Source organism: Streptomyces sp. NPDC018610, from assembly GCF_044391765.1.
GTDB lineage: Bacteria > Actinomycetota > Actinomycetes > Streptomycetales > Streptomycetaceae > Streptomyces.
The window spans coordinates 205999-229405 of sequence record NZ_JBISAL010000009.1; the positions used below are offsets into that span (position 1 = coordinate 205999).

Below are 23407 nucleotides of genomic sequence, written 5' to 3' on the forward strand. Positions count from 1 at the left end.
CGTGAAGTAGCGTGGTGCGGCACGCCGACGGGCGAAGGAGAGACGGACATGGTGACGCGACACCGCCGGGCCCGGCGCGGGCAGGGCGAGCTGGAGGGCCAGGTGCTCGGCGCCCTCCGCGAGGCGGAGGGCCCGGTCACCGCGGCCTGGGTGCGGGAGCGGCTCGGCGGCGACCTCGCCTACACCACCGTCGTCACCATCCTCACCCGGCTGCTCGCCAAGGAGGTGGTCTCCCGCGAGCGCCGGGGCCGCTCCTTCGTGTGGACGCCGACCGCGGACGTCGCCCACCTCGCGGCCCTGCGGATGCGCCGGTTGCTGGACGGCGAACGGGACCGCGAGGCGGTCCTGACCAGCTTCGTGACCGCGCTGCCGCACGGGGACGAACAGGTGCTGCGCGCACTGCTGGAGGCGGCCGAGGCGGCCGAGGCGGCCGAGGCGGCCGAGGCGGGCGAAGGGACGGACGAGGCGGCCGGCGAGGTGACGGACACGCCGGCCGGCGAGGTGGCGGGCGGGACGGGCGGCCGGCGCGTGGAGGGCCGATGACCGGCCGGGACACGGCCTGCGCGCCACGCGGCGGCGGCACGGAGGGCTGACCCGCATGGGCATCTTCGTCTTCCTGCCGCTGGTGCTGCCGCTGTCCGCCTGGCCGGTCGCGCGGCTGGCCGAACTGCACCTGCATCCGCGCACCGCGACCCGGCTGCTGACCGCGGTGGCGGTCGTCATGGCCGTGTGCAGCACGCTGTGCCTCGCCCTGCTCATGGTCGTCGGCACCGCCCAACTGCCCGGCAACCCGCTCCCTGACGGCTGGTCCGACCCCGAGGTGAGGGCGGCCGTCCCGTACGACGGCATCGCGGGGCGCGCGGCCATCCCCGCCCTGGGAGCGGTCGCGACGGCGTGCTGCCACGCCCTGTGGCGCCACCGCCGGGTGACCCGGCGCGCTCGACGGGCGCTGACCGGGCTGCGCGGCCGCAGGGTCGTGGTCCTGCCCGACGGCACGCCGTACGCCTACGCGCTGCCCGGCGGCCGAGGACGGATCGTCGTCACCACCGCCCTGCTCGCGGGCCTCGGGCCGGCCGAGCGGCGTGCCCTGTTCGCGCACGAACGCGCCCACCTGGCCGCCCGTCACCACCGCCACCTGCTCGCCCTCGGCCTGGCGGCCCGCGCCAACCCGTTCCTGCGCCCGCTGCGCTCCGCCGTCCTCTACACCGCCGAGCGATGGGCCGACGAGGAGGCGGCCCACGCGGTCGGCGACCGGCGCGTGGTCGCCCGGGCGATCGGCAGGGCGGCGCTGCTGACGCCCGCCGCGCCCACGCCCGCCCCGCCGACGCTCCCCGCGCTGGCCGCCGCCGGGCCGGTGCCGCGCCGGGTCGCGGCCCTGCTGGCGCCCGCACCCGCCGTCCGGCGCTGGCCGCCGGTGTCCACGGCGGTGGGCGCCGCGGCGTGGGGCGCCGCCGCCGGAGCGCTGGTCTCGGCGATGTCCTCGGCGAACTCCGCCGTCACCCTGTTCCTCGTCCTGAACGCCGCGACGTCCCTGTAGCCGTCGACGACGCCCCGACGTCCCCGCAGCCGTCGACGGCCCCCGCCGGTCGGACCGGCCGGGCCGCCGGTCCGCACCGGCGGGGGCCGGGCGAGGGCCTACGCGTCGCGGGACTCGCCGAACTCGCCGACCCCTTCGAACTCGCCGGCGAGTGCCGAGGCGATGCGCAGATGGGTCGTCGCGTCCTCGTGACGGCCCTGCCGCTGAAGCGTGCGGCCCAGCATCAGCCGGGCGTAGTGCTCCACCGGGTCCCGCTCCACGATCACGCGCAACTCGGCCTCCGCTCGGCGCAACTGGGCCGAGTGGTAGTAGGCGCGTGCCAGCAGCAGCCGCGGCCCGGTCTGCTCCGGCACCTCCGCGACCAGATCGGCCAGGGTCCGCGCCGCGCCGGCGTAGTCCCTGGCGTCGAAGAACAGCCGCGCGCGCTCCCAGCGCTCCGCCGCGCTCCCGTGGCCGTAGTACGTCGTCTTCTCCGTCGTCTCCACTCGTGACCTCCTTCGACGCCCACAACCGACCCTGATAGTTGAATATTCCACTATCACTGTCGGGTGCTGTGCTCGTCCGTCGGTTCGACGACCGACCCGCGACGCGCCGGGCACACTGACGCGACCGCCCGACAGGCCCTAGGTTGGGCATCATGAGCAACCTTGATCGGCAGGCGGTTCCCGCGGTGTGCGGCGGCCGCGGCTTCGTGGTGGCGGAGCCCGTGCGCGAGCTCCTCAGTCCGCGCCGGGTGCAGCTCGGGGAGTCCACCGAGGTCCGCCGGCTGCTGCCCAACCTGGGCCGCCGCATGGTGGGGGCCTGGTGCTTCGTCGACCACTACGGCCCCGATGACATCGCCGGCGAGCCCGGCATGCAGGTGCCCCCGCACCCGCACATGGGCCTGCAGACGGTGAGCTGGCTGCACGAGGGCGAGGTGCTGCACCGCGACTCGACCGGCAGCCTCCAGGTGATCCGGCCCGGCGAACTGGGCCTGATGACCTCCGGCCACGCCATCAGCCACTCCGAGGAGAGTCCGAGGTCACACGCCCGCTTCCTGCACGGGGCCCAACTGTGGGTCGCTCTGCCGGACGCCCACCGCCACACCGACCCCCACTTCGAACACCACGCCGACCTGCCGACCGTCACGGCGCCGGGCCTCACGGCCACGCTCATCCTCGGCGGCCTCGACGGCGCGACCTCGCCCGGCACCGCGTACACCCCGATCGTCGGAGCCGACCTCTCTCTGTCCGGCGGTGCCGACGTACGCCTGCCGCTGGAACCGGACTTCGAGTACGCCGTCCTGTCCATGTCCGGCGAGGCCCATGTCGACGGTGTCCCCGTCCTGCCCGGCTCGATGCTCTACCTCGGCTGCGGCCGCACCGAACTCCCCCTGCGCGCCGACGCGGAGGCGGCCGTGATGCTCCTGGGCGGCGAACCGTTCGAGGAGGAACTGGTCATGTTCTGGAACTGGATCGGACGGTCGCAGCAGGAGATCGAACAGGCCCGCCGGGACTGGACCGAGGGCTCGCGGTTCGGCGAGGTGAAGGGATACGACGGCGCCCCGCTGCCGGCCCCCGAGTTGCCGGCGACGCCGTTGAAGGCGCGCGGACGGGTGCGTTGACCCGCGGGAACGGTGTTCGTGCGGCAGCGGTCGAAGGGCAACGCGTCGGACACGGCCACGCGCGCCCCGCACCTGGCGGCGCCAGGGCGGAGAGGGGAAAGCGCGCTGTCCGAAATCGGCCCTCCGGCCGCCCGTCCGTCCCCGAGCCGGCATGCCCGGCCGGCGAGCGTGGTGGACACGGCACTGCACTCGGCGCACGGAGCCCTTGCCGGCGGGGTCCTGGACACGGCCGGCGCGGTACGTGGTCGGAGAGGAGTCGAGAGCGAACACGGAACGGTCCGGTTGCATGCGGATCACCTGGCGTCGGATCGAGGAACACGACTTCCCTCTGCTGCGCACCTGGCTCCGGCAACCCCATGTGAAGCGCTGGTGGAATCACGAGACAACTGTGGAAGCGGTGGCACGGGACTTCGGCCCCGCGGCCCGGGGCGAGGAGCCCTCCGAGGATCTCCTCGCCCTCCTCGAGGGCCGGCCGGTCGGACTCGTGCAGCGTTCACGGCTGCGCGACTACCCCGAGTACCTGGCCGAGCTGGCGGCCGTCGTCCCGGTACCCGACCACGCGATGACCATCGACTACCTGATCGGCGATCCCCGTCGCACCGGCCAAGGCGTCGGGACGGCGATGATCCACTCCGTCATCCTGCGGACGTGGGCCGAACATCCGGCGGTCCCGTGCGTCGTCGTCCCCGTGGTGGCGGCCAACCGCCCCTCGTGGCGAGCGCTCGAGCGGGCAGGACTGAGCCGCGTCGGGGTCGGGAATCTGCGGCCGGACAACCCGGTCGACGACCCCACCCACTACCTCTACCGCGTCGACCGGCCGGGGGACGACGCCGACCGGCAGCGGCTCTGCTCGCCAGGGCCCTGACCCCCGGCCTCGGGCGGGCTCTCGGGACCGGGCCTGTGGCCGCCGTCGACGGGTGAGGGGCCGGCGGGACCTCGCCTACGCGCCGAGGGCGGTGGTGGGCGTGTCGGGGAGCAGGCGGGAGAGGTCGAAGACGGTGGGGCACGTGTCGGTCGCCAGGAGCAGCAGCCGCAGGGGTTGCGGGAGCAGCCCCGTGACAGTGGTGGTGCGTTCGGGGCGGCCGCGAGTGGCGGGAGTGAACAGGAGGTGGAGGCCGGCGATGCCCATGAAGGGCGTGTGGCGCAGGTCCCACAGCAGATCGGTCACGTGGGCCGGCAGTGAGTCCACGGCGGCGCGGAGCGGGGCCAGGGTGTCGAAGTCGATGTCTCCGCGCGGCGTGATGCGTGCGGACGCGCCGTCGATCGTGGTGGTGATGTCCATGCGGGGCACGCCCCCTTCCGGGGGTTGGCGAGCCCAAAGACGAAGCACCCCCGAAGGGTGTACGACGATGGTGGGGCCGGGTGCCCGGGGTGGGGGCAACGCCCGGTTTCCAAAGGCCGGCGCCCCGGAGGGGGAAGCCGGCCGGTCTCGTTGTCCCTCCACCGTCTCACACCGCGGCATCGGACCGCGACCGTCCGCGAGAGCGACGCGCGGCCCGGAATGCGTGCGGCGTAGCCCGATCAGACCCGGGCGCCCGGACGCCGGCCGTGGAGGCCGGGGGCGCACTCGTACACTGCAGGGCACACGGGCACGGCCGTCGGGCGCGGCCGGGGCGGCAGACTCGCGCCCATGCGTCCGGCCACTGCGGGTAATCGAAAGGCGACTCAGGTAGACGATCAGTCATCAGAATCCGACCGCACCGTACAGGAATGATCATGGCCATCCCGCTCCGGGAGCAAGCGCCGGATGAGGACCATCCGGCGGAGATCCTGCGCTACGGCGCCGTATGGGGCGCCCCCGGCATCCCCCTCGCCGACGCCCGCTACGCGGCACGCACCCTCCTGGCCCGGGCCGGGCACCTGCCGCATCACCCGATCAGCCAGGACGCCCAGCTCGTCGTCAGCGAACTCGTCACCAACGCACTGCGGCACGCCCCCGGTCCCGGCGGCCTGCTGCTCGAGGTCCTCACAGCAGCCCCGGCCCGCCTGCGGATCACCGTCCGTGACACGTCGCTCCGCGTGCCCCGGCCGGCTGACCCCGATCCCCGCCGTGTCGGCGGACACGGCCTTCATCTGATCACCCGCCTGTGCGACCGCTTCGACACCAGCCGCCACGACGGCGGCAAACACGTCACCGCCGAACTCCTCCTTCCCTTCCCGCCCGCCTCCTGACCCGGCCCCGCCGCGGCGACCGGCGGACCCCGTCTCGGCCCCGCTCGCCACGGAGGGCGCCGCACGGTGGTGGCCGACGACGCGGCGGACCGCCGCCCGGCCGTGGGCCGTCGGCCCGGCCGTCCGGACGCCGGGCAGGTGCCGTGCTGCTCGACGACCGCGTGGTGCGTCCGGCGGCCGAGGCGGTCGAGCAGCGACGCGACAAGGTTCTCGACAGCGGTTCGGCCCGGATCCCCGCGAAACGCCCGATCCCCGACCCCGGTGCGCGGGCCCCGCGCATCGGGGCACGTCATCGGGGGAACACGAGCGGGGAACACGAGCGGGGACGGACCGGGAGGTGCGCGCTGTGGCCGAAGCCGTGGGCCTCGGGCTGGACGAGGTGCTGGGCGCTGCGGAGGACGCCGCCCCGGGAGAGTCGGTCGACGTGGTCGCCCTGAACCTGGAGAAGCGGTTCTCGGCGACCGAGGTGTCGTTCCTGTTCGTCGATGTCGTCGGTCAGGAAGTGGTCCGGCTGCCCAGAGCCGGCCAGGCGGGGCAGCCGCGGGGCCGGGCCGACAGGATCGATCTGGTGGGCAGTGTGTACGACCGGGTGATGCGCTCGCAGCACCTCGACGAGGAGGACGAGGGGGAGGGCGGTCGCCGGCTGGTGGCGCCGGTGACGAACCGCGGCGACTGTATCGGCGTACTGGAGATGGTGGTGCCGTGTGTGGACGACGCGGTGCGCGACGCGGTGGAGCAGGCCGCGCACGCGCTCGCGTACATCGTGGTGACCGACCGCCGTTTCACCGATCTCTACCACTGGGGCCGGCGCACCACCGAGGTGAGTCTGGCGGCGGAGATCCAGCACCAGCTGCTGCCGTCGGCGTCCTGCTGCGAAGCAGCCCAGTTCACCCTCGCCTGCGGTCTGGCCCCGGCCGACGACATCGGCGGCGACACCTACGACTACGCCCTCGACCAGAACCTCCTGCACCTGTCCATCACCGACGCCATGGGCCACGACACGGACTCCGCGCTGCTGGCCACCCTGACGGTGAACGCCCTGCGCGGGGCCCGCCGCGCCGGGCGGAGCATCGTCGAGCAGGCCTACGCCGCCCATCACGCCCTCACCGGCCATGCCCGCGGCATGACCACCGGCCAGCTCCTGCGCGTCCGCCTGGACACCGGCGACTGCGAGATCGTCAACGCCGGCCACCCCTGGCCGCTGCGTCTGTGCGGCACCCGCGTCGAGGAGGCGGCCCTCAAGGTGAACATGCCGTTCGGGGTGCCGGCCCCCGTCACCTACGAGGTGCAGCGACTTCGACTGGAGCCCGGTGACCGTCTGGTGCTGACCACCGACGGCATGCGCGAACGCGCCGCCGCCGCGGTCGACCTGCCCGCCCTCGTGCACGCCACGAGCGACGAGCACCCCCGCGAAGTCGTCCGGGCTCTGGTCGCAGCGGTCCACGAGGCCTGTGGAGGCCCTCTGCCCGACGACGCCACCGTGCTCGTTCTCGACTGGCACGGCAGCCGGACGGGACAGCGCCGCACCAGCGCCGGCTCCAACACCTGACCCCGTTTCCCCTCTGGTCCTCGCTCGTCACGCCGCTCTTCCGTCGGCAGCCGCCGCGATCCTGCACGACATCCGGATGTGTAGGGTGGACGGCGGGCAGGAAGCCGACCCCGGGAGCAGGCATGGACGTGATCGTGGTCGGCCTGGGAGCGATGGGCAGTGCCGCGGTCCACCAACTCGCGCGGCGCGGGGTCGACGTGCTCGGCCTCGACCGCCACAGCCCGCCGCACGCCTTCGGTTCCAGCCACGGCGAGACACGGATCACCCGTCGGCTGACCCTGGAGGGCACCGAGTACGCGCCGTCGGCGGTGCGTTCCCACGAGTGGTGGCGACGCATCGAGGCGGAGACCGGCGCGTCGCTGCTCACCGCGTGCGGTGTGCTGAACCTGGCCGACCGAGCGGCCGACGTGTTCGCCGTCCATGAGCGGGCGGCAGCCGCTCACGGCATCGAGTACGAGCTGCTGGACGCCGCCGCGCTGCGGGACCGCTTCCCGCAGTTCCGTGTGGCGGACACCCGCGTGGGCCTGCTGGAGCCCGGCGGCGGCTTCGTCCGTCCCGAGGCGGCGATCAGCGCCCAGCTCGAACTGGCGGAGCGGTACGGGGCGCGGCTGCGCCGCGGGGAGCGGGTGCTCGCGGTCGAGGCCGCGGCGTCGGCCGTGACCGTCCGGACCGATGCGGCCACGTACACGGCCGACCAGGTCGTGCTGTGCGCGGGAGCATGGCTGGCGGGACTGCTCGACGATCCCGCACTCGCCCGGCTCTTCGGCGTCTACCGCCAGGTCCTGCACTGGTTCGGCATCGAGGGATCCGGGCAGGACTTCTCGCCCGAGCGTCTCCCCGCCTTCATCTGGAACGGGGTCGGCCGCGCGGACGAGTACTTCTACGGTTTCCCCTCCGTCGACGGCGCGACGGTGAAGGTGGCCACCGGGCAGTCGGACCACCGCACCGCCGACCCGGACGCGCTCGATCGCGCCGTCGCCGAGGGCGAGGCGGACGGCTTCCACCAGACCATGATCAGCGGCCGGCTGCCGGGCGTGTCCGCTCGTGCCGCGCGTTCTCAGGTGTGCATGTACACCGTCACTCCGGACGAGGCGTTCGTCATCGACCGTCTGCCGGGCCGTGAGCGCGTACTGATCGCCTCTCCATGCTCCGGCCACGGCTTCAAGCACTCCGCCGCGATCGGCGAGGCGCTCGCCGAACTGGTCACGGACGGCACGACCACCCTCGATCTCGCGCCTTTCGCGCTCGGCCGCTTCACGCGGTAGGCCGGCAGGGGCCCCCGACGCCGCCGCGCAGGCAGCCCGTCGGCCGCCCCCGCGTCGCCCGGGGACACGGACCAGCGAGCCCGGGCGCCCTGATCGGTGAAGTGCGGTGGTCCGAGACGACCGGAGACGACTCTCCCGGCCGCCCCTGGTGGCGTGGATGCCGCGGGCTGGGAGAGCCCATAAGGTGGAAGGGCTCGGGGCCCGGCGGTGAAGGGTGTCCTGATGCCTCGCACGATCTGGTCCGGCGCCATCTCGTTCGGCCTCGTCACGGTACCGATCCACGTCCAGAGCGCGACGGAGGACCACAGCATCCACTTCCACCAGTACCACCTGGCGGACATGGGGCGGGTCCGCAACCGCAAGGTGTGCGAGCTCGAGGACCGGGAGGTTCAGCAGTCGGAGATCGGCAAGGGCTACGAGTGGTCGAAGGACCACGTCATCCCGATCAGCGACGCCGAACTGTCGAACCTGCCGCTGCCGACGGCGAAGGCGGTCGAGATCGACGCCTTCGTGCCGCTGGCCTCGATCGATCCGGTGCGGCTGGGGGAGGGCTATTACCTGGCTCCGGACGGTCAGGTCGCGGCGAAGCCGTACAAGCTGCTGCTGCAGGCCTTGGGCCGCTCGTCGCGGGTGGCGGTGGCGAAGTGGGCCTGGCACGGCCGTGAACGCCTGGGGGTCCTGCGCGTGAAGGACGATGTCCTGGTGCTGCACCTGATGCGCTGGCCCGACGAGGTCCGCGACCCCGCGGAGCTGGCTCCGCCGGAGGTGGAGGTGTCCGAGCAGGAGATCGACGGCGCGCTCGCCCTCATGGACACCATGGCACGCGAGGACCTGGAGGGTGAGGAGTTCCGGGACACCTACACCGAGGCCCTCGCGCAGGTGATCGAGGCCAAGCGCGAGCACCGCGAGCCGGCCGCCGAACCCCAGGAGCCGGAGGAGAAGCCGGGCAAGGTGCTGGACCTGATGGCCGCGCTGAACGAGTCCGTGGCTCGCGCGCGCCAGGAGCGCGGGGAGGGCGACGCGGAGGTTCACGAGATGCCGAAGCCGAAGAAGCGGACCGCGAAGAAGCAGCCCGCCGGGAAGACGGCGAAAAAGACGACGGCCCGCAGGTCGCGGCCGGCCTGAAGGGCTCGCGGCATCCGTGCGGAACGGGCGGAGGACGGAGGCAGGCCCGCGGACTCCAGTGATCCTCGGGCCCCCTCGACGCACCCGACCCGCTGTCCGGTCGGCGGTGACACGTTCACGACGTGGCGGGCGGGATGTTCTGGTTGGCGTGGAAGAAGTTGTCGGGGTCGTACGTGTGCTTGACCGCGGCGAGCCGGTCGTAGTGCTCGCGGTACGTTCCCCGCACGCGGTCGCCGCTCTCGTCCTCGCCGAGGAAGTTGATGTAGGCGCCGCCCATGGAGTAAGGGTGGAGGTCGTTCCAGTAGTCGACGCACCACCGGCGGATCAGGCCGGCGTTGGCGGGCTCTGGATCGATGCCCGCGATGACGCCGGACCACGTGGCCTGTCGGTAGGCCCAGGCAGTGTCACCGGCGTCGACCTCGCGGGCGGCCCCGTCGACCGGGTACAGGTGCATCGTGGACAGGCCGGTGGGGAGGTTCTGGCCGTACTGCTCGTGCACGGAGATGGCATCGTCCGGGATGGCGTCGAAGAAGTCACCGCGCCAGTACCACTGCAGTCCCTTCGGCAGCAGCCCGTCGAACATACGTTGCAGGTCGGGATAGGGCATGGGGGTGCTGAAGTGGAACGCCGGCGGCCCGGGCGTGTTCACGACCTTCAGCGTCTCCTCCAGGCGGTCGCCTTCAGGATCGCCTGTGCGGCACCACACGACGCAGCACACCCGTTGCCCGTGGATCGGCTCGGGGAAGGGCGGTCCGGGCGGTACCGTCAGCAGGGCGAAGAAACCGCTCAGCTCCTCGGGCGCGGCGGGCAGGAACTCCCGGTACCACCGCAGTACTTCGCGGGTGAGGCCGACGGGCCAGACGGTCACCGCGACGCCTACGGTGTCCACGGGGTGCAGCCGGAACGTGAACGACGTGACCACGCCGAAGTTGCCGCCGCCGCCCCGCAGGGCCCACCACAGGTCCGGGTGGTCGTTCTCCGACGCCGTGACGAACGTGCCGTCGGCGAGGACGACGTCGGCGGACAGCAGATTGTCGATGGTCAGACCGTATCTTCTGGTCAGATGCCCGTGCCCGCCGCCGAGGGTGAGACCGCCGACTCCCGTGGTCGAGACGATCCCGGCCGGAGTGGCCAGGCCGAAGGTGTGGGCCGCGTGGTCGAGGTCGCCCACCTGGGCTCCGCCGCCCACGCGCGCGGTCCTCGTCCTCCGGTCGACGTCCACCCAGCGCATCGGGGTCAGGTCGAGCGTCAACGCGCCGTCGACCAGGCACAACCCTGGACCGCTGTGGCCGCCGCCGCGCACCGCCAGATCCACTCCGGTGTCCTGGGAGAAGGCGAGCACGGTCCGTACGTCCGCCACGTCGACGCACCCGGCGATCGCCGCCGGACGGCGGTCGATCATGGCGTTGTAGATGCCGCGGGCCGCGTCGTAACCGGGATCCCCCGGAGTGACGAGCGGGCCCCGCAGCGCTCCGCGCAGGCTCTCGAAAGCCGTTCCGTCGATACCGTCCATGGTCGAACGCCCCTGTTCACGGGCGGCGCGCAGACGGACGCGAGCGCCACGTTCCGGACGGGCCGCGGGGCGTGAGACGCGGGTCCGTAGGCGCCGGTGATGTAGGCCGGTGGGGCGGACACCCCACAGTCACAGTCTCCGCTTGCCCGTCACGTCCCGCACGTCGGCGGCGGAGATCGTCCGACCGGTCGGCCGGGGCGGTTCGCGCCTGCGCGCAGGAGCGACCGGGCCTGCCGGCGCGCCGGTCCGGGGCACCGGCAGGGGCCCCGGTGCCGTCGTGGACACGCAGGTGCGGCCCGCCTCCTATGGTGAGAAGGAGGTGCCGTCCGACCACGGGGAGGTAGCCGGCATGACGCGCGCGGACGCACGTACGAGGCGGATCCGTGAGGTACGACGCCGACTGGCCCGGGAAGGGCCGCCGCGCACGCGGGACCGGGAGGGGGACTTCGAGACCGTCACGGTGCCCGAGCGGGAATGCGACCGGCTGCGCGACCTGATGGTCCGTGAGAAGGCGGAGACGGTCGTCGAGGTGGGGCTCGCCTACGCCGGCTCCGCACTCGCCATCGGGGAGGCTCTGACCACCGTCGACCGTCCCCGTCCGCGGCACGTCATCATCGACCCGTTCCAGGAGGGCGAGTACCGCAACGCCGGCTGGGACCTGCTGTGCTCCGCCGGACTGGACGCGATCGCCACGCTGCTGCCCGCCCCCTCGTCGACCGCGCTCCCGGGGCTGTTCACCGAGGGCTTCGTCGCCGACGCGGCCTTCGTGGACGGCAGTCACCGGTTCCACGAGGTTTTCGTCGACCTCTACTTCCTGCGGAAGATCGTCCGCCCCGGTGGCCTGATCGTCATGGACGACGACTGGTGGCCGTCCGTGCACACCGCCGCGCGGTACTACGAACGCAACCTGGGCTGGAAAGCCGTCGACGCCTTCCCCGGAGACGAACGCGGGGTCCGGTTGAAGGCCTACCGCTTGCCCGATCCCGCGTTCGAACCCCCTTTCCAGGACTTTCGCGGGTGGTGACCCGACTCGGTCCTTGCCCACACCAGCGCCGGGCGCACACGCGCGGCGTCGTCGTGCCCCTCGCCGAGCCGAGCGGATGCGCTCATCGAGACGCGTGGATACGGTGGGGAAGCGGAGGCTGGGCCGCGGGGCGTCGTACCTGCCGCAGCCGCCCGGCCAGAAGCGGTGACTTCCGCAGGCATCGAGCGATGACCCACAGCACTCACCTCTTCCCCGGAGGACGGTACGTTATGAGGATCACTGGCGCTCGCACGGCGAAAGCGGCCACGGCGGCTGCCCTGGCGGTTCCCCTGGCGTTCGGCGGTGCAGCGGCACAGAGCCACGCTCAGAGTCCGTCGCCGAGCCCCTCGGGTCCGTTCGGTCCCGGCTGCTCGGCCCTGTCGCAGAAGGCCGACACGGCCAAGGACAAGGTGATCGAGGCCGCGGCCGCGTATCCGCAGCTCAGCCAGTTCGTGGCGGCCTCGGTCAGGGCGAGGCTGAACAGCACCCTCGACGGGAAGCCGAGCATCACCGTGTTCGTCCCCAACAACCAGGCCTTCCAGCAGGTCGACAAGGCCCAACTCGTCTCCCTTCTCGGCAATGACGGGCAGCTGAAGAAGGTGCTCACCTACCACGTCGTGGACAAGCGCATCACACCCGACGAACTGTCCAAGGGTTCGTTCACGACGGTGGAAGGGGGCAAACTGACCACATCGGGATCGGGTACGGACTTCACGGTCAACGGCAAGGCGCACATCGTCTGCGGGAACATCAAGGTCGCGAACGCCACCGTGTACGTCGTCGACTCCGTGCTGCGGCCGCCCTCCTGACGCTGTGTCTCCGGCCCCTGGGCGGGGCGGCCCGGAGGAGAGGCGAAACCTCTGGCAGGCGGGTCTTCGATCAGGAACGGCACATCGATCATGACTCCGGCCAGGCCCGCGCTCAGGCCGGCGGCGGCCGGCGCGATGCCAGGTGGTTCCGTGCGGGGACCGAGGGACGGAGGCGCCGTCGGCGAGGAGGTCGTCCGCGATGTCGGCGGTCGGACCGCGCCGACCGGTGCCGGTGCCGGCCGTCGGTGAACGGCAGCGGGCCTGGGGCCCGCCCCGGCCCCGGCCGGCGAGGGCCGGGGCACGGCGCCCCCGGGCGGATCGTCACTTGGTGGCTCCCTGGGTGAACCCGTTGTAGATGTACCGCTGGAGGAAGAGGAAGATCATCAGGGTGGGCAGGATGACCAGGATCGCTCCCGCCGAGATGGTCTCCCAGTGGGCGCCGAAGGGCCCCTTGAATCGGAAGAGGGCGGTGGAGATGGTGCCGAGGTCCTCGGAGGGCATGTAGAGGAACGGGATGTAGAAGTCGTTGTAGGTGGTGATGCCCTTGATGATGACCACCGTGGCGATCGCCGGTTTCAGCATCGGGAAGATGACCTTGCGGTAGACCGTGAACGCGTTGGCGCCGTCCAGACGCGCGGCTTCGTCCAGGGACTTGGGAATGCCCCGGATGAACTGCAGGAAGATGTAGATCGACACGATGTCGGTGCCCATGTAGAGCAGGATGGGCGCCCAGCGGGTGTCGATCAGGCCGAAGCCGTTGACGACCTGGAAGGTGGCCACCTGGGTGGTCACGCCGGGCACCAGGGTGGCGATCAGGAACAGCGCCATGACGACTTTCTTGAGGCGGAACTCGAAGCGGTCGATGGCGTAGGCGGTCATCGAGCCGATGACCACGGTGCCGGTGACCGAGACGAGCAGGATGAACGCCGTGTTCCCGAACGCCATGAGCATGTGGCCGTCGGTGAAGGCCGTGGCGTAGTTGGAGAAGTTCAGCCAGTCGTGGGGCAGGGCCAGTACGTCGGTGCCGTCGGCCACCTCGTCCGACGTCTTCAGCGAGGTGAGGAAGACGACGAGGAGCGGAACGAGCACGACGAGCGAGGCGGCGACCAGGGAGAGGTAGGTCAGGACGGCGCTGACGCGCACCGGCTTGCGCCGGGCCGGCCGGGCAGGGGCGGGGGTGGTCGTGGGGGCGGTCATACGAGGTCCACCTTCTCGTCGGGCACCAGGCGCCGCTGGATCCATGTGAACAGCAGGATGATCAGCAGCAGGACCACGGCGCAGGCCGAGGCCAGGCCGGTCTTGTTGAACTGGAAGGCGAGCTTGATCGTCTGGATGACGAAGGTCTGGGTCCCGGTGGCGCCGCCGGTCATGATGAACGGGATCTCGAAGACGGACAGCGAACCGGAGATCGCGAGGATGACGCTGAGGCTGAGCACGGGCCGGATGCCGGGGGCGATCAGGTGCCGGAACTGCTGCCGGCGGGTCGCGCCGTCCAGTTGGGCGGCTTCGTACAGCTCGCCGGGTATGGACTGGATCGCTCCGAGGAACAGCACGAAGTTCAGTCCGGTGAAGCGCCACACGGAGACCCCGGCCAGCGCGGTGTTGGCCGACTGGGGGTCGCCGAGCCAGGCGTGATCACCGCCGAGGCCGAAGAGGGACAGGAGCGAGTCGAGCGTGCCGCCGTCCTGGAAGAAGTAGAGGAAGACGAAACCGATCGCGACGCCGTTGATGAGGTAGGGGAAGAACAGGATGCCCTTGAACAGATCACGCAGCCGCAGGTCGAAACTGAGGATCGTCGCGAAGTACAACGCGGCGGCGATCTGCACGACGGAGGCCGCCAGGTAGTAGAGGCTGACGGCGAAGACCCGGAACAGTTCGGGCCGGGTGAACAGCTCCTCGTAGTTGTCGCCGCCGACGAAGCGGCGGTCGGGGCTGACGCCGTCCCAGTCGGTGAAGCTGTAGTAGACCATGTTGCCCACCGGCACGTACGTGAACGTGATCAGCAGGGCGAGCGGCACCAGGAGGAACAGCCAGGGGGTGACGCGGCGCAGCGGATGTTCCCGCCATGAGCGGCTGCGGGAGCGCCCGCGGTCCGAGCGGTCCCCTGGGCGGCGGCCGACGTCGTCCGTCTTGGTCAGCGGGTCGGGCGGTGGTGCGGTAGGGATGGAACGGGACATGGTGAGGCCTTTCGTCGTCCGCGGACAGCGCTCGTCGGTCGGCACACCGGGCCCCCTGTCGGTCTGGCCGGGAGGCATGGACGAGGGAGCCCGGTGGTGCGGCCGGTTCAGGAGCCGGCGGTCCGCTTGGCGTCGGCCCAGCGCTGGTTCAGGTCGGCGAAGTAGTCCTTCAGCGACCCCTTCTGGGCGCCGCGGGCGATGTCGATCAGCTTCTGCCGGTAGTCCTGCTTGTCGAGGCCGATTTCCGAGGCGTTGTCGATGGCGTTGACCTCGGCGGTGTCCGCCTCGGACCGCTCCACCATCGTGACATCGTTGTCAACGAATTCCTTGAGCGTCGCCGGCATCGGGGCCGAGCGCAGGGCGGAGACGACGCCCTGGGAGGCGGAGAAACCGGACTTCTCGGTGAACCAGTCGATCCAGGCCCGGGCGGCGGCCTTGTGGCTGGAGTGGATGTTGACGGCCTGCTGGTAGTCGGACAGCAGAGTGGAGCAGAACTTGCCCGCCTTCTGCGCCGGGAAGGGCATGAAGCCGATGTCGTCGGGGTCCTGGCCGGCCTTCTCGGCGGCGTCCTGCATCTGCGTGATGGACCAGGAGCCCAGCACCATGCTGCTGATCTTGCCCTTGGCCAGCAGCGTCTTGGAGCTTTCCCAGTTGGTGGTGCTGGGGTCCTTCTCGGACAACTTGTCGTGGACGATGTCGTAGAGCAGGCTGTCGATCACGTCGAGGTCCGTGCCGTCGCCCCAGGGGGCGTCCATGTCGGCGAGGTCGTCGGACGCCTTGGTGTCGCAGCTGACCGAGCCGATGCTGTTGCTGAAGGGGCTGACGAGCGGCCAGCCGTCCTTGAAGTTGGTGTAGTAGGTGGCCCCGGTCCTGTCCTTGACCGTCTTGAGGTCGGTCAGGAACTCCCGCGGGCTCGTCGGCCACTTGGTGACGCCGGCCTTCTTCCACAGGGCTTTGTTGTAGACGACGCCGTTGGCGGTGCCGAAGTTGGCGATGCCGTACGTCTTCCCGTCGACATCGGTCTTGTCGGTGAAGCGGTACTTCTCCTTCATCGACCCCGTGTCGCCGAGGGGCGCGAAGAACTTCGGGTAGTCGCCCTTGGCCACCGCCGCGGGAATCAGCAGGACGTCCCCGTACTTGTCCGTGTTCATGCGGATCTTCACCTCCCCCTCGTAGTCGGTGATGCCCTCGAAACGCACCTCCACCTTGGGATACTCCTTGTTGAAGGCGGCCGCGTACTTCTTCATCGTGCCGTCCTGGACGAGGTCGGTGCGGTTGGTCAGCACCTTGATCGTTCCCGAGACGGACTTCGGGTTCAGCGGCGGGGCGGCGGTCTCGTCCGAGCCGCCTGTCCCGCCCCCGCCGCACCCGGCGACGGTCAGCATCGTGGCGGTGGTCAGCAGAGCGGCGTTCAGCATCTTCTTACCCATGTGCCCAACTCCCCTTCCAAGGATCACGGCTCGGGCTCCGTGGCTGAACGGCACTATGTCAGTCGCTCGTGAACCGGTAAAGCTGCGAAGTGCGGCGCGATGCGTAATCGTTACATGTCGGCTGATCCCGATCGAGGCGATCGGTGAAACTACCTGCAAAGTTCGATATTCCTGTGACTGTCGGTAGGGACTGGACCGGTTAATTAGCAGCAGGTTAGGTTGGTCGCGTCGTCGTCCCGTCGGCGTCATGCGCACCCAGGCCGCCCGCTATGAGGAGTCGTACATGAAGGACGTCATCCAACTCACCGACAAGTGGAGCCTCGACCACGACGGGGCGCCGCTGCCCGCCCGGATTCCCGGCTGTGTCCACACCGACCTGCTGGCCGCCGGCGCGATCCCCGATCCGTACCTGGGGCTGAACGAGCAGGAGGTCGCCTGGGTGGGGCGCCAGGCATGGACGTACACCCGCGAACTGGAGCCCGACGACATCGCTTCCGGCGCGCACGAGCGCACGGACCTCGTCTTCGAGGGCCTCGACACCGCGGCCGTGATCACGGTGAACGGACGGGAACTGGGCCGCACGCGCAACATGCACCGCCGTTACCGCTTCGACGTCACCGGCGCCGCAGGTCGGCTGGGCGTGGAGTTCGCCTCCGCGTACGACGAGGCCGACTCCGTACGTGTGCTGACCGGCGAGCGGCCCAACGTCTATCCGGAGCCGTTCCAGTTCATCCGCAAGATGGCCTGCGGCTTCGGCTGGGACTGGGGGCCGACGCTGGTGACCGCCGGAATCTGGCGGCCGGTCCGGCTGGAGAAGTGGTCGACGGCGCGGCTGGACAGGGTGCGCCCGCTGGTGACGGTCGCCGACGGCCTGGGCCGGGTGGAACTCCTCGTCGACGTCGAACGCACCGGACAGGGCGCCGGGCACCGGCTTGAGGTCCGCGCCGGCGTCGGCGGCGCCCAGGCCCGGGCCACGGTGGACGGGACGCGGGCGGTGCTCGTGCTGGAAGTGCCCGACCCCGACCTGTGGTGGCCGCGGGGCTACGGTGAGCAGCCGCTCTACGACCTGGAGGTGACCCTGGTGGACCGGGGATCCTCGAACGACGCGGAGCGGTCGCTGGACTCATGGAGCCGCCGGATCGGCTTCCGTACCGTGGAGATCGACCGTTCCCCCGACGGGCACGGCACCGGATTCACCTTCGTGGTCAACGGCGTGCCGATCTTCGCCCGAGGTGTGAACTGGATCCCCGACGACGTCTTCCCCTCCCGGGTCACCCGCGAGCGCTACCGCACCCGGCTGCGCCAGGCGGCCGAGGCAGGGGTGGACCTCGTACGGATCTGGGGCGGAGGCATTTACGAGGACGACGCCTTCTACGACGCCTGCGACGAGCTCGGTCTCATGGTCTGGCAGGACTTCTTGTTCGCCTGCGCCGCCTACCCGGAGGAACAGCCACTGCGCGGTGAGGTGGAGGCGGAAGCGCGCGACAACGTTGTCCGCCTGATGCCGCACCCCAGTCTGGTGCTGTGGAACGGCAACAACGAGAACCTGTGGGGCTTCAGGGACTGGGAGTGGGAGCCGGAACTGGCGGGGAACTCCTGGGGCGGCGGTTACTACCTGGACCTGCTGCCCCGGGTCGTCGCCGAACTCGACCCCACCCGCCCCTACACCGCCGGCAGCCCCTGGTCCGGCTCCTGGGAGCACCACCCCAACGATCCGGCGCACGGCACCCACCACTCCTGGGAGGTTTGGAACCGCGAGGACTACGCCGACTACCGCACCTCGGTGCCCCGGTTCGTCGCCGAGTTCGGCTGGCAGGCCCCACCCGCACTGGCCACCCTGCGCCGTGCGCTGCCCGGCGAGCGGCTCGCACCCGACTCCCCGGGCATGCTGCACCACCAGAAGGCGGAGGACGGCAACGGCAAGCTGAACCGGGGCATCGCCCGCCACTTCGCCCTGCCCGAAGGCGACTTCGACCGCTGGCACTACCTCGCCCAGGTGGTCCAGGCCCGAGCCGTGGCCGCCGGCATCGAGCACTGGCGCGCCAACTGGCCGGTGTGCGCCGGAACCGTCGTCTGGCAACTCAACGACTGCTGGCCGGTCAGCTCCTGGGCCGCCATAGACGGCGACGGTCGGCTCAAGCCGCTCTATCACGAGCTGCGCCGCGTCTACGCCGACCGGCTCCTCACCGTCGGGACGGAAGCGGATTCCCCGGCCGGGGAGCCGGTCATCGCCGTGGTCAACCAGTCCGCCCAGCCTTGGCACACCCGTGTCGACGTACGGCGGCTGACGGCGGACGGCGCGATCGTCGCACGTGCGGCGCTCGACGTGGAGGCCGCCCCGCGCTCCGTCACCCGGCTCGCGGTTCCGCCCGCCCTCGTACCGGACGAGGCGTCGGCGAAGGAGTTCCTGGTCGCCGACGCCGACGGGCTGCGCGCCCTGCACTTCCCGGTTCCCGACAAGGACTTCTCCTACGTCGCGCCGCGGTACGACGTCCTCGTGGAGTCCCGGGCCGACGGCGAGGCGGGTAGTGTCGACGTCGTGGTGACAGCACAGACCCTGGTACGAGATCTCCTCCTGCAGGCCGATCGGCTCGGTCCGGCCGCGACCTGCGAGGCAGGTCTCCTCACACTCCTGCCCGGCGAGAGCGTCAGGCTGCGGGTCCGCGGCGCGACCGACACGGGCGCCAACGCCGTACGAGCCGCGCTGTTCTGTGTGGAACCGGCGTGAGCGCACCCACCGAGCGCGTGACGATCAAGGACGTCGCCGCCGCGGCAGGCGTGTCGAAGGGTGCGGTGTCGCTCGCGTTCAACCACAAGCCGGGTGTCTCCGAGGCCACCCGGGAACGCATCTTCGCCGCGGCCCGGCAACTGGGCTGGGCGCCGAACTCCTCGGCGCGCAGCCTGTCCCGCCAGTCCGTCGACACCATCGGACTGGCGATCTGCCGGCCGGCCCGGCTTCTGGGCCTCGAGCCCTTCTACATGGAGTTCATCTCCGGCATCGAGAGCGTCCTCGCGGAACGCAACTGCTCCCTGCTGCTGCGCCTGGTCGGCTCGCTGGAGGAGGAGACACGGCTGCAGGAGACCTGGTGGCGGGAGCGTCAGATCGCCGGCTCGATCCTGGTCGACTTCCACCAGGACGACCCCCGTGTCGGACCGCTGCGAGACCTCGGACTGCCCGCCGTGGCGGTGGGGCACCCCATGCTGACCGGCGGGTTCCCCTCGGTGTGGACCGACGACGCCACCGCCGTGGCCGAGGCCGTGCGGTATCTGGCGGCCCTCGGCCACCGGCGGATCGCCCGCGTCGGCGGCCCGCCCGGACTGGGACACAGCGCCATCCGAGTGGGCGCGTTCGAGGAGACGATGGCGGGCCTGGGGCTGGACGGCTCCCAGCACGTCGAGACGGGTTTCTCCGGCGAGGAGGGCGCACGCGCGACACGGTCGCTGCTGCTGTCGGCCGACCGGCCGACGGCGATCGTCTACGACAACGACCTGATGGCGGTCGCCGGCCTGGGCGTGGCCGCGGAGATGGGGGTCTCCGTCCCGGACGAGTTGTCACTGCTGGCCTGGGACGACTCGCAGCTGTGCCGGCTCACCCATCCGACGTTGTCCGCGATGAGCCATGACGTGCACGGGTTCGGGGCGCAGGTGGCGCACGTGCTGTTCGATGTCATCGCGGGCCAGGATGTCGCGTCCCGGCCGGTGGCCACGCCCTCGCTCGTGCCGCGTGCGTCGACCGCGCCGCCCCGTTCGTAGCGCGCGGGCCCGCCGACGCCGCTCGGGGAGGAGCGGGCGTGGGGGAGGGGGCGGCGCCCGGCGGAGGGGCGGTGCCCGGCGACTTCGCCGGGATGTGCGCCGACCCCCTCGTGAGGCTCGTCGCGCACTTCCGGGTCCCGGGGCTCGCGGCATCTGGTCGTACGGATCAGCTCCCGAGCGGTTGGCGCAGGCGCTCGGCCGAGAATCCCGGCCGAGCGCTTCGCGTGGGCGGCCGATGCGTCCGGCGGCGACGGCGGCCATGTGTCAGCGGGCGTGGATGAGCACCCAGTCCCGTGGGGAGTCCGACGTCGCCGGTCGTCGGTGCTCCGGACGGGGCGTGCTGACCCCTCGCGCCGCGAGCGGCGCCGGCCTCCACCACCCTCGACGAGGTGATGAAGGCCGGCGTCACGTCGAAGAGGCGTGCCGTTCACCGGCCGTGCGTGTGCCGCGCCCCTCGTGTTCCCCGCCGGGTTCAGGAGGTGGCGCAGGTGTGGCCGTCGAGGGTGAAGGCGGTGGGGGCGGCGTTCGTGCCGGGGGTGGAGGAGCCGTTGAGGCCGAAGCTGACCGAGCCGGACGCCGGGATGGTCTTCGTCCACGACTCGTTGGTGGCGTGCACCCTGGTGCCGTCCTGGGTGGCCCTGGCGTTCCAGACGGAGTTGATCCTCTGCGCGCCGGGGAAGGAGAAGTCGAGGCTCCAGCCGTCGACGGTCCGGGCGGAGTCGTTGCGGATGGTGACGTCGGCGTTGAAGGAGCTGCCCCAGTCGCTGAGCTTGTAGGTGACGGAGCAGGCTTCGGCCGTGTCGCCCTGACCGGTGGTGGCGGTGACGGTGGCTGAGCGGGGTGAGCGGTTGCCGGTGGCGTCGCGGGCGTGGACGGCGAAGGTGTAGGCGGTGCCGGCACTCAGGCCGGTGACCGTCGCGCTCGTGGTCGTGGACGCAGCGACGGCGGTCTCCGTGGTGCCGTCCACACGGACGACGTCGTAGCCGGTCACGCCGGTGTCGTCGGTGACGGCGGGCCAGCTCAGGTGGATGCTGTCGGCGGTGACACCTGAGGCGGTCGGGGCGCCGGGAGCGGTGGGTGGGGTGGTGTCACCGCCGTCGCCGGAGAAGACGCCGGCTTCCTCGGCGGTGGCCTTGATGCCGTCGGCGCCGTCGAAGAGGCGCTGTCCCCAGGCGGTCATCCGGCTGGCGTCGAAGCTCTGTACGAGGTCGAGGTACTCGACGCCGCCGCCGTTGCCGCTCCACGACCAGCCCAGGTAGCCGATGCCCCGCGCCCGGGCGGTGGACATGATGGCGTCCTCGTCGGGATTGCCGTCGGAGTGCATGTTGCCGAACTCGCCTATGACCAAGGGGAGTTTTGCTGCGACGAAGTGGTTGACGTAGTCACTGACCTCGGCGGCGGTGTCGTACACGCCGTACATGTGGATGTCGAAGACGGTGTTGTGCTCGGGGTCGGCGGCGAAGACGTCCGCTGCGTTGTCGCGCATGGTGAACGACCAGTCCTGGCCCCAGTTGGGCGCGTCGACCAGGAGTGTGTGGTCGATCCCGGCGGCGCGCAGCCGGCCGATGGCGGTCTTGGTGTCGGCGGTCCAGGCGGTGTAACCGGTGTTCCCGTACGGCTCGTTGCCTATGTCGACGAGGATGTACTTCTCCTGGCCGGCGAGGGCGCTCTTGACGCTCAGCCAGTAGTCCACGGCTTTCGACAGCGGTGCGGCGGCGCTCGCCTCGCCGTAGCCGGTGGTGTCGTGGGCCTCCAGGATGCAGACGAGGCGGTTCTGCTTGCACTCGCTGACGACGTCGGCCACGTCCGCCGTGTCGTTCTTGGTCCACTGGTCGCCGGTGGCGAGGACGACGCGGACCGAGTTGGCGCCCTCGGCCTTGATGTCCTTCAGCGCCTGGGAGGTTCGGTCGGGGTACCAGGTGTGCGCGTGGTTGACGCCGCGCAGCACGAAGTCGTCGCCGTCGGCGTCCAGCAGCCGCCCGTCCGCGACGTGGAACCCGGCGGCCGGATCCGCGGCCCGGGCCTGCGGGGCGGCCGCGAGGAATGAGGCACACATGGCGAGGAGAGTGCCTGTGGCCGCGGCCAGTCTTCTTCTCATTCGATGATGCTCCCGGCTCGGTCGAGAGGCGGTACGGCCCTTCCCTGCGGCCGTGCCGGCACTCGTGTCCCTGTGTGATCGTCTGCCGCGCGCGAGCGCACGAACGTGCGGCGCGGCGGGCGAGGTCGTGCGCACGCGCCGTCCGCGGGCGGTACGGCTCCTGTCCGGCCGATCACGCGCGGGAAGAACCCTGCTTGGGGACCGCGGGTGACCGGTGGAGATGGCGATTCAACGCGCCGAACTCATTTTCTGCCCGTTTTGCATCGCCGAGGCTAATGGCGGGCCCGGCCGTAGGCAATGCTTTGGACGGAACCGGTTAAGTTCGGTGTTCTCGTCTTCGTGAGCGGCGAGACGCAGTGCCGTGTGCGAGGACCGGCCGGCGTACGGCCGCGGCCGCGGTCACGAGGTCCGCGTCCCGCCCCGGCGGGGCGGGCTCACCTCGGCGTGGCGGGCGAAGTCGAGCTTCGCGAAGGTCCGCAGGTATCGCCGCGAAGGCGCGAACGGCGCGCCACCGGCCTGGGCGACGCCGCCGACAACAGCGGTCCCGATCTCCAGCGGGGTGACGCTCCCCGCGATCGGCTTGTGCGTCTGCGCCATTCCCGGCCATCCCCCAATTGAACCGGTATAGTACCGCGTTGCACATGTCGTCGTCCGGCGACCGAGCGCCACTCGGGGAAGCCGCCCCCAGCACCTCTCGTTCGCGCCGGAAGGCCCCGTCATACCCGGCCCGGCCTCGCCGCGCCCGGCCCTCGTGCAGGCGGGGCCATGCGCCGGGCTCGTTCCGGTCCACACCCCGGCTGCTCGGGGCCGGACGTGTCCGGGGGAAAATGGTTGCCTCAAGAAACCAGAAAGTGTGAAGGGTCCCCCATGCCGCACCTCACCATCGACTGTTCCGAACGGCTGGCCGACGCCCTGGACCGAGTGGCCCTGCTCAAGGAACTGCACCCGCTGGTCCTCGGGGGGTCCGGTTCGACAGGTGTGTGCAAGACGTTCTTCCGCCGGGCCGAAACGTATGTCGGTGAGGGCACGATGGGGGAGGCCGAGTTCCTGCACGTGGAGGTCGGCCTCATGCCGGGGCGTTCCGAGGCGCTGAAGACGCGGCTGTCCGAGAGCATCCTGCGCCTCCTCGCCGCCCACCTGCCGCCGGACGGCGTGGTCTGCTCGGTCGAGGTGCGGGAGCTGGCCGGCTCCTACCGGCTGTTCCCGACCGCGCGGTCGCCCCTGGACGGGTGAGGGGCCGGCCCACGGCATCCCGGGACCCCGGGATGCGCGATGGCCGCCGTTGCGCGAGCGTGGGCCATGAGCGGCGGGCGCCCGGCATGGTCGGCGCGGCAGCCCGCCGACCGGTGACT

The 23407-nt window shown here is 71.3% G+C and carries 21 protein-coding genes; 13 read left to right on the forward strand and 8 right to left on the reverse strand.

Annotated elements, in window-relative coordinates; genetic code table 11:
* Window positions 1–48 precede the first annotated feature (48 nt).
* Together ACH5A8_RS23615 and ACH5A8_RS23620 are read left to right on the forward strand one after the other, a co-directional pair.
* Window positions 49–543, forward strand: coding sequence for a BlaI/MecI/CopY family transcriptional regulator (locus ACH5A8_RS23615; protein ID WP_399004977.1), 495 nt, complete (start codon window positions 49–51; stop codon window positions 541–543).
* A gap of 55 nt (window positions 544–598) precedes the next feature.
* Window positions 599–1537, forward strand: a complete 939-nt coding sequence (locus ACH5A8_RS23620; protein WP_399004979.1) for a M56 family metallopeptidase — start codon at window positions 599–601, stop codon at window positions 1535–1537.
* A 98-nt stretch (window positions 1538–1635) separates the two neighbouring features.
* Here ACH5A8_RS23620 and ACH5A8_RS23625 read toward each other — a convergent pair whose 3' ends face one another.
* Window positions 1636–2022 carry a tetratricopeptide repeat protein gene (locus ACH5A8_RS23625; RefSeq protein ID WP_399004981.1) on the reverse strand — a complete coding sequence of 129 codons (387 nt, stop codon included), beginning with the start codon at window positions 2020–2022 and terminating at the stop codon, window positions 1636–1638.
* Window positions 2023–2174: 152 nt separating this feature from the next.
* Between ACH5A8_RS23625 and ACH5A8_RS23630 the strand changes: the two genes are divergently transcribed.
* Together ACH5A8_RS23630 and ACH5A8_RS23635 are read left to right on the forward strand one after the other, a co-directional pair.
* Window positions 2175–3140, forward strand: coding sequence for a pirin family protein (locus ACH5A8_RS23630; RefSeq protein WP_399004983.1), 966 nt, complete (start codon window positions 2175–2177; stop codon window positions 3138–3140).
* Between the two features lie 286 nt (window positions 3141–3426).
* Complete coding sequence (locus ACH5A8_RS23635; protein WP_399004985.1) at window positions 3427–4005, forward strand: GNAT family N-acetyltransferase; 579 nt, start codon at window positions 3427–3429, stop codon at window positions 4003–4005.
* A 75-nt stretch (window positions 4006–4080) separates the two neighbouring features.
* Here the strand turns inward: ACH5A8_RS23635 and ACH5A8_RS23640 are convergent, their stop codons facing one another.
* The gene (locus ACH5A8_RS23640) at window positions 4081–4422 is read right to left on the reverse strand and encodes a hypothetical protein (RefSeq protein WP_399004987.1); all 342 of its coding nucleotides are present in this window, start codon (window positions 4420–4422) and stop codon (window positions 4081–4083) included.
* A 434-nt stretch (window positions 4423–4856) separates the two neighbouring features.
* On the opposite strand from ACH5A8_RS23640, the gene ACH5A8_RS23645 reads away from it, so the two are divergent.
* The 4 genes from ACH5A8_RS23645 (at window position 4857) to ACH5A8_RS23660 (ending at window position 9251) form a co-directional block, all read left to right on the forward strand.
* Complete coding sequence (locus ACH5A8_RS23645) at window positions 4857–5312, forward strand: ATP-binding protein (RefSeq protein WP_399004989.1); 456 nt, start codon at window positions 4857–4859, stop codon at window positions 5310–5312.
* A 346-nt stretch (window positions 5313–5658) separates the two neighbouring features.
* Entirely contained in the window at window positions 5659–6861 is a 1203-nt protein-coding gene (locus ACH5A8_RS23650) for a PP2C family protein-serine/threonine phosphatase (protein WP_399004991.1), read from the forward strand.
* 122 nt (window positions 6862–6983) lie between these two features.
* Window positions 6984–8126 carry an N-methyl-L-tryptophan oxidase gene (gene solA, locus ACH5A8_RS23655; RefSeq protein ID WP_399004993.1) on the forward strand — a complete coding sequence of 381 codons (1143 nt, stop codon included), beginning with the start codon at window positions 6984–6986 and terminating at the stop codon, window positions 8124–8126.
* Between the two features lie 222 nt (window positions 8127–8348).
* Window positions 8349–9251, forward strand: a complete 903-nt coding sequence (locus ACH5A8_RS23660) for a Ku protein (protein WP_399004995.1) — start codon at window positions 8349–8351, stop codon at window positions 9249–9251.
* A 115-nt stretch (window positions 9252–9366) separates the two neighbouring features.
* Here the strand turns inward: ACH5A8_RS23660 and ACH5A8_RS23665 are convergent, their stop codons facing one another.
* On the reverse strand, window positions 9367–10764 hold the full coding sequence (locus ACH5A8_RS23665; protein WP_399004997.1) for an FAD-binding oxidoreductase: 1398 nt from the start codon (window positions 10762–10764) through the stop codon (window positions 9367–9369).
* Window positions 10765–11041: 277 nt separating this feature from the next.
* On the opposite strand from ACH5A8_RS23665, the gene ACH5A8_RS23670 reads away from it, so the two are divergent.
* Both ACH5A8_RS23670 and ACH5A8_RS23675 read left to right on the forward strand, forming a co-directional pair.
* On the forward strand, window positions 11042–11788 hold the full coding sequence (locus tag ACH5A8_RS23670; RefSeq protein WP_399004999.1) for a class I SAM-dependent methyltransferase: 747 nt from the start codon (window positions 11042–11044) through the stop codon (window positions 11786–11788).
* A 230-nt stretch (window positions 11789–12018) separates the two neighbouring features.
* Window positions 12019–12597 (forward strand): fasciclin domain-containing protein, encoded by a 579-nt coding sequence (locus ACH5A8_RS23675; RefSeq protein WP_399005000.1) that lies wholly within the window; start codon window positions 12019–12021, stop codon window positions 12595–12597.
* Between the two features lie 321 nt (window positions 12598–12918).
* Here ACH5A8_RS23675 and ACH5A8_RS23680 read toward each other — a convergent pair whose 3' ends face one another.
* The 3 genes from ACH5A8_RS23680 to ACH5A8_RS23690 form a co-directional block, all read right to left on the reverse strand.
* A complete protein-coding gene (locus ACH5A8_RS23680; protein ID WP_399005002.1) occupies window positions 12919–13794 on the reverse strand; it encodes a carbohydrate ABC transporter permease in 876 nt (291 codons plus the stop codon).
* Window positions 13791–14774, reverse strand: a complete 984-nt coding sequence (locus tag ACH5A8_RS23685; RefSeq protein ID WP_399005004.1) for a carbohydrate ABC transporter permease — start codon at window positions 14772–14774, stop codon at window positions 13791–13793. Before ACH5A8_RS23685 ends, ACH5A8_RS23680 begins: the two co-directional genes overlap by 4 nt.
* 107 nt (window positions 14775–14881) lie before the next feature.
* Window positions 14882–16204: an ABC transporter substrate-binding protein gene (locus ACH5A8_RS23690; RefSeq protein ID WP_399005006.1), complete on the reverse strand. Its 1323-nt coding sequence runs from the start codon at window positions 16202–16204 to the stop codon at window positions 14882–14884.
* 283 nt (window positions 16205–16487) lie between these two features.
* Here ACH5A8_RS23690 and ACH5A8_RS23695 point away from each other — a divergent pair, with 283 nt between their 5' ends.
* Together ACH5A8_RS23695 and ACH5A8_RS23700 are read left to right on the forward strand one after the other, a co-directional pair.
* Complete coding sequence (locus ACH5A8_RS23695; protein WP_399005313.1) at window positions 16488–18932, forward strand: glycoside hydrolase family 2 protein; 2445 nt, start codon at window positions 16488–16490, stop codon at window positions 18930–18932.
* Window positions 18929–19957 carry a LacI family DNA-binding transcriptional regulator gene (locus tag ACH5A8_RS23700; RefSeq protein WP_399005008.1) on the forward strand — a complete coding sequence of 343 codons (1029 nt, stop codon included), beginning with the start codon at window positions 18929–18931 and terminating at the stop codon, window positions 19955–19957. The genes ACH5A8_RS23695 and ACH5A8_RS23700 overlap by 4 nt, the downstream gene beginning before the upstream one ends.
* A gap of 472 nt (window positions 19958–20429) precedes the next feature.
* On the opposite strand, the gene ACH5A8_RS23705 is transcribed toward ACH5A8_RS23700, so the two are convergent.
* Complete coding sequence (locus tag ACH5A8_RS23705) at window positions 20430–22013, reverse strand: cellulase family glycosylhydrolase (RefSeq protein WP_399005010.1); 1584 nt, start codon at window positions 22011–22013, stop codon at window positions 20430–20432.
* 441 nt (window positions 22014–22454) lie between these two features.
* Window positions 22455–22652, reverse strand: coding sequence for a hypothetical protein (locus ACH5A8_RS23710; RefSeq protein ID WP_399005012.1), 198 nt, complete (start codon window positions 22650–22652; stop codon window positions 22455–22457).
* Between the two features lie 270 nt (window positions 22653–22922).
* Here ACH5A8_RS23710 and ACH5A8_RS23715 point away from each other — a divergent pair, with 270 nt between their 5' ends.
* Entirely contained in the window at window positions 22923–23288 is a 366-nt protein-coding gene (locus ACH5A8_RS23715; protein ID WP_399005014.1) for a 5-carboxymethyl-2-hydroxymuconate Delta-isomerase, read from the forward strand.
* The last annotated feature ends 119 nt before the right edge of the window (window positions 23289–23407 follow it).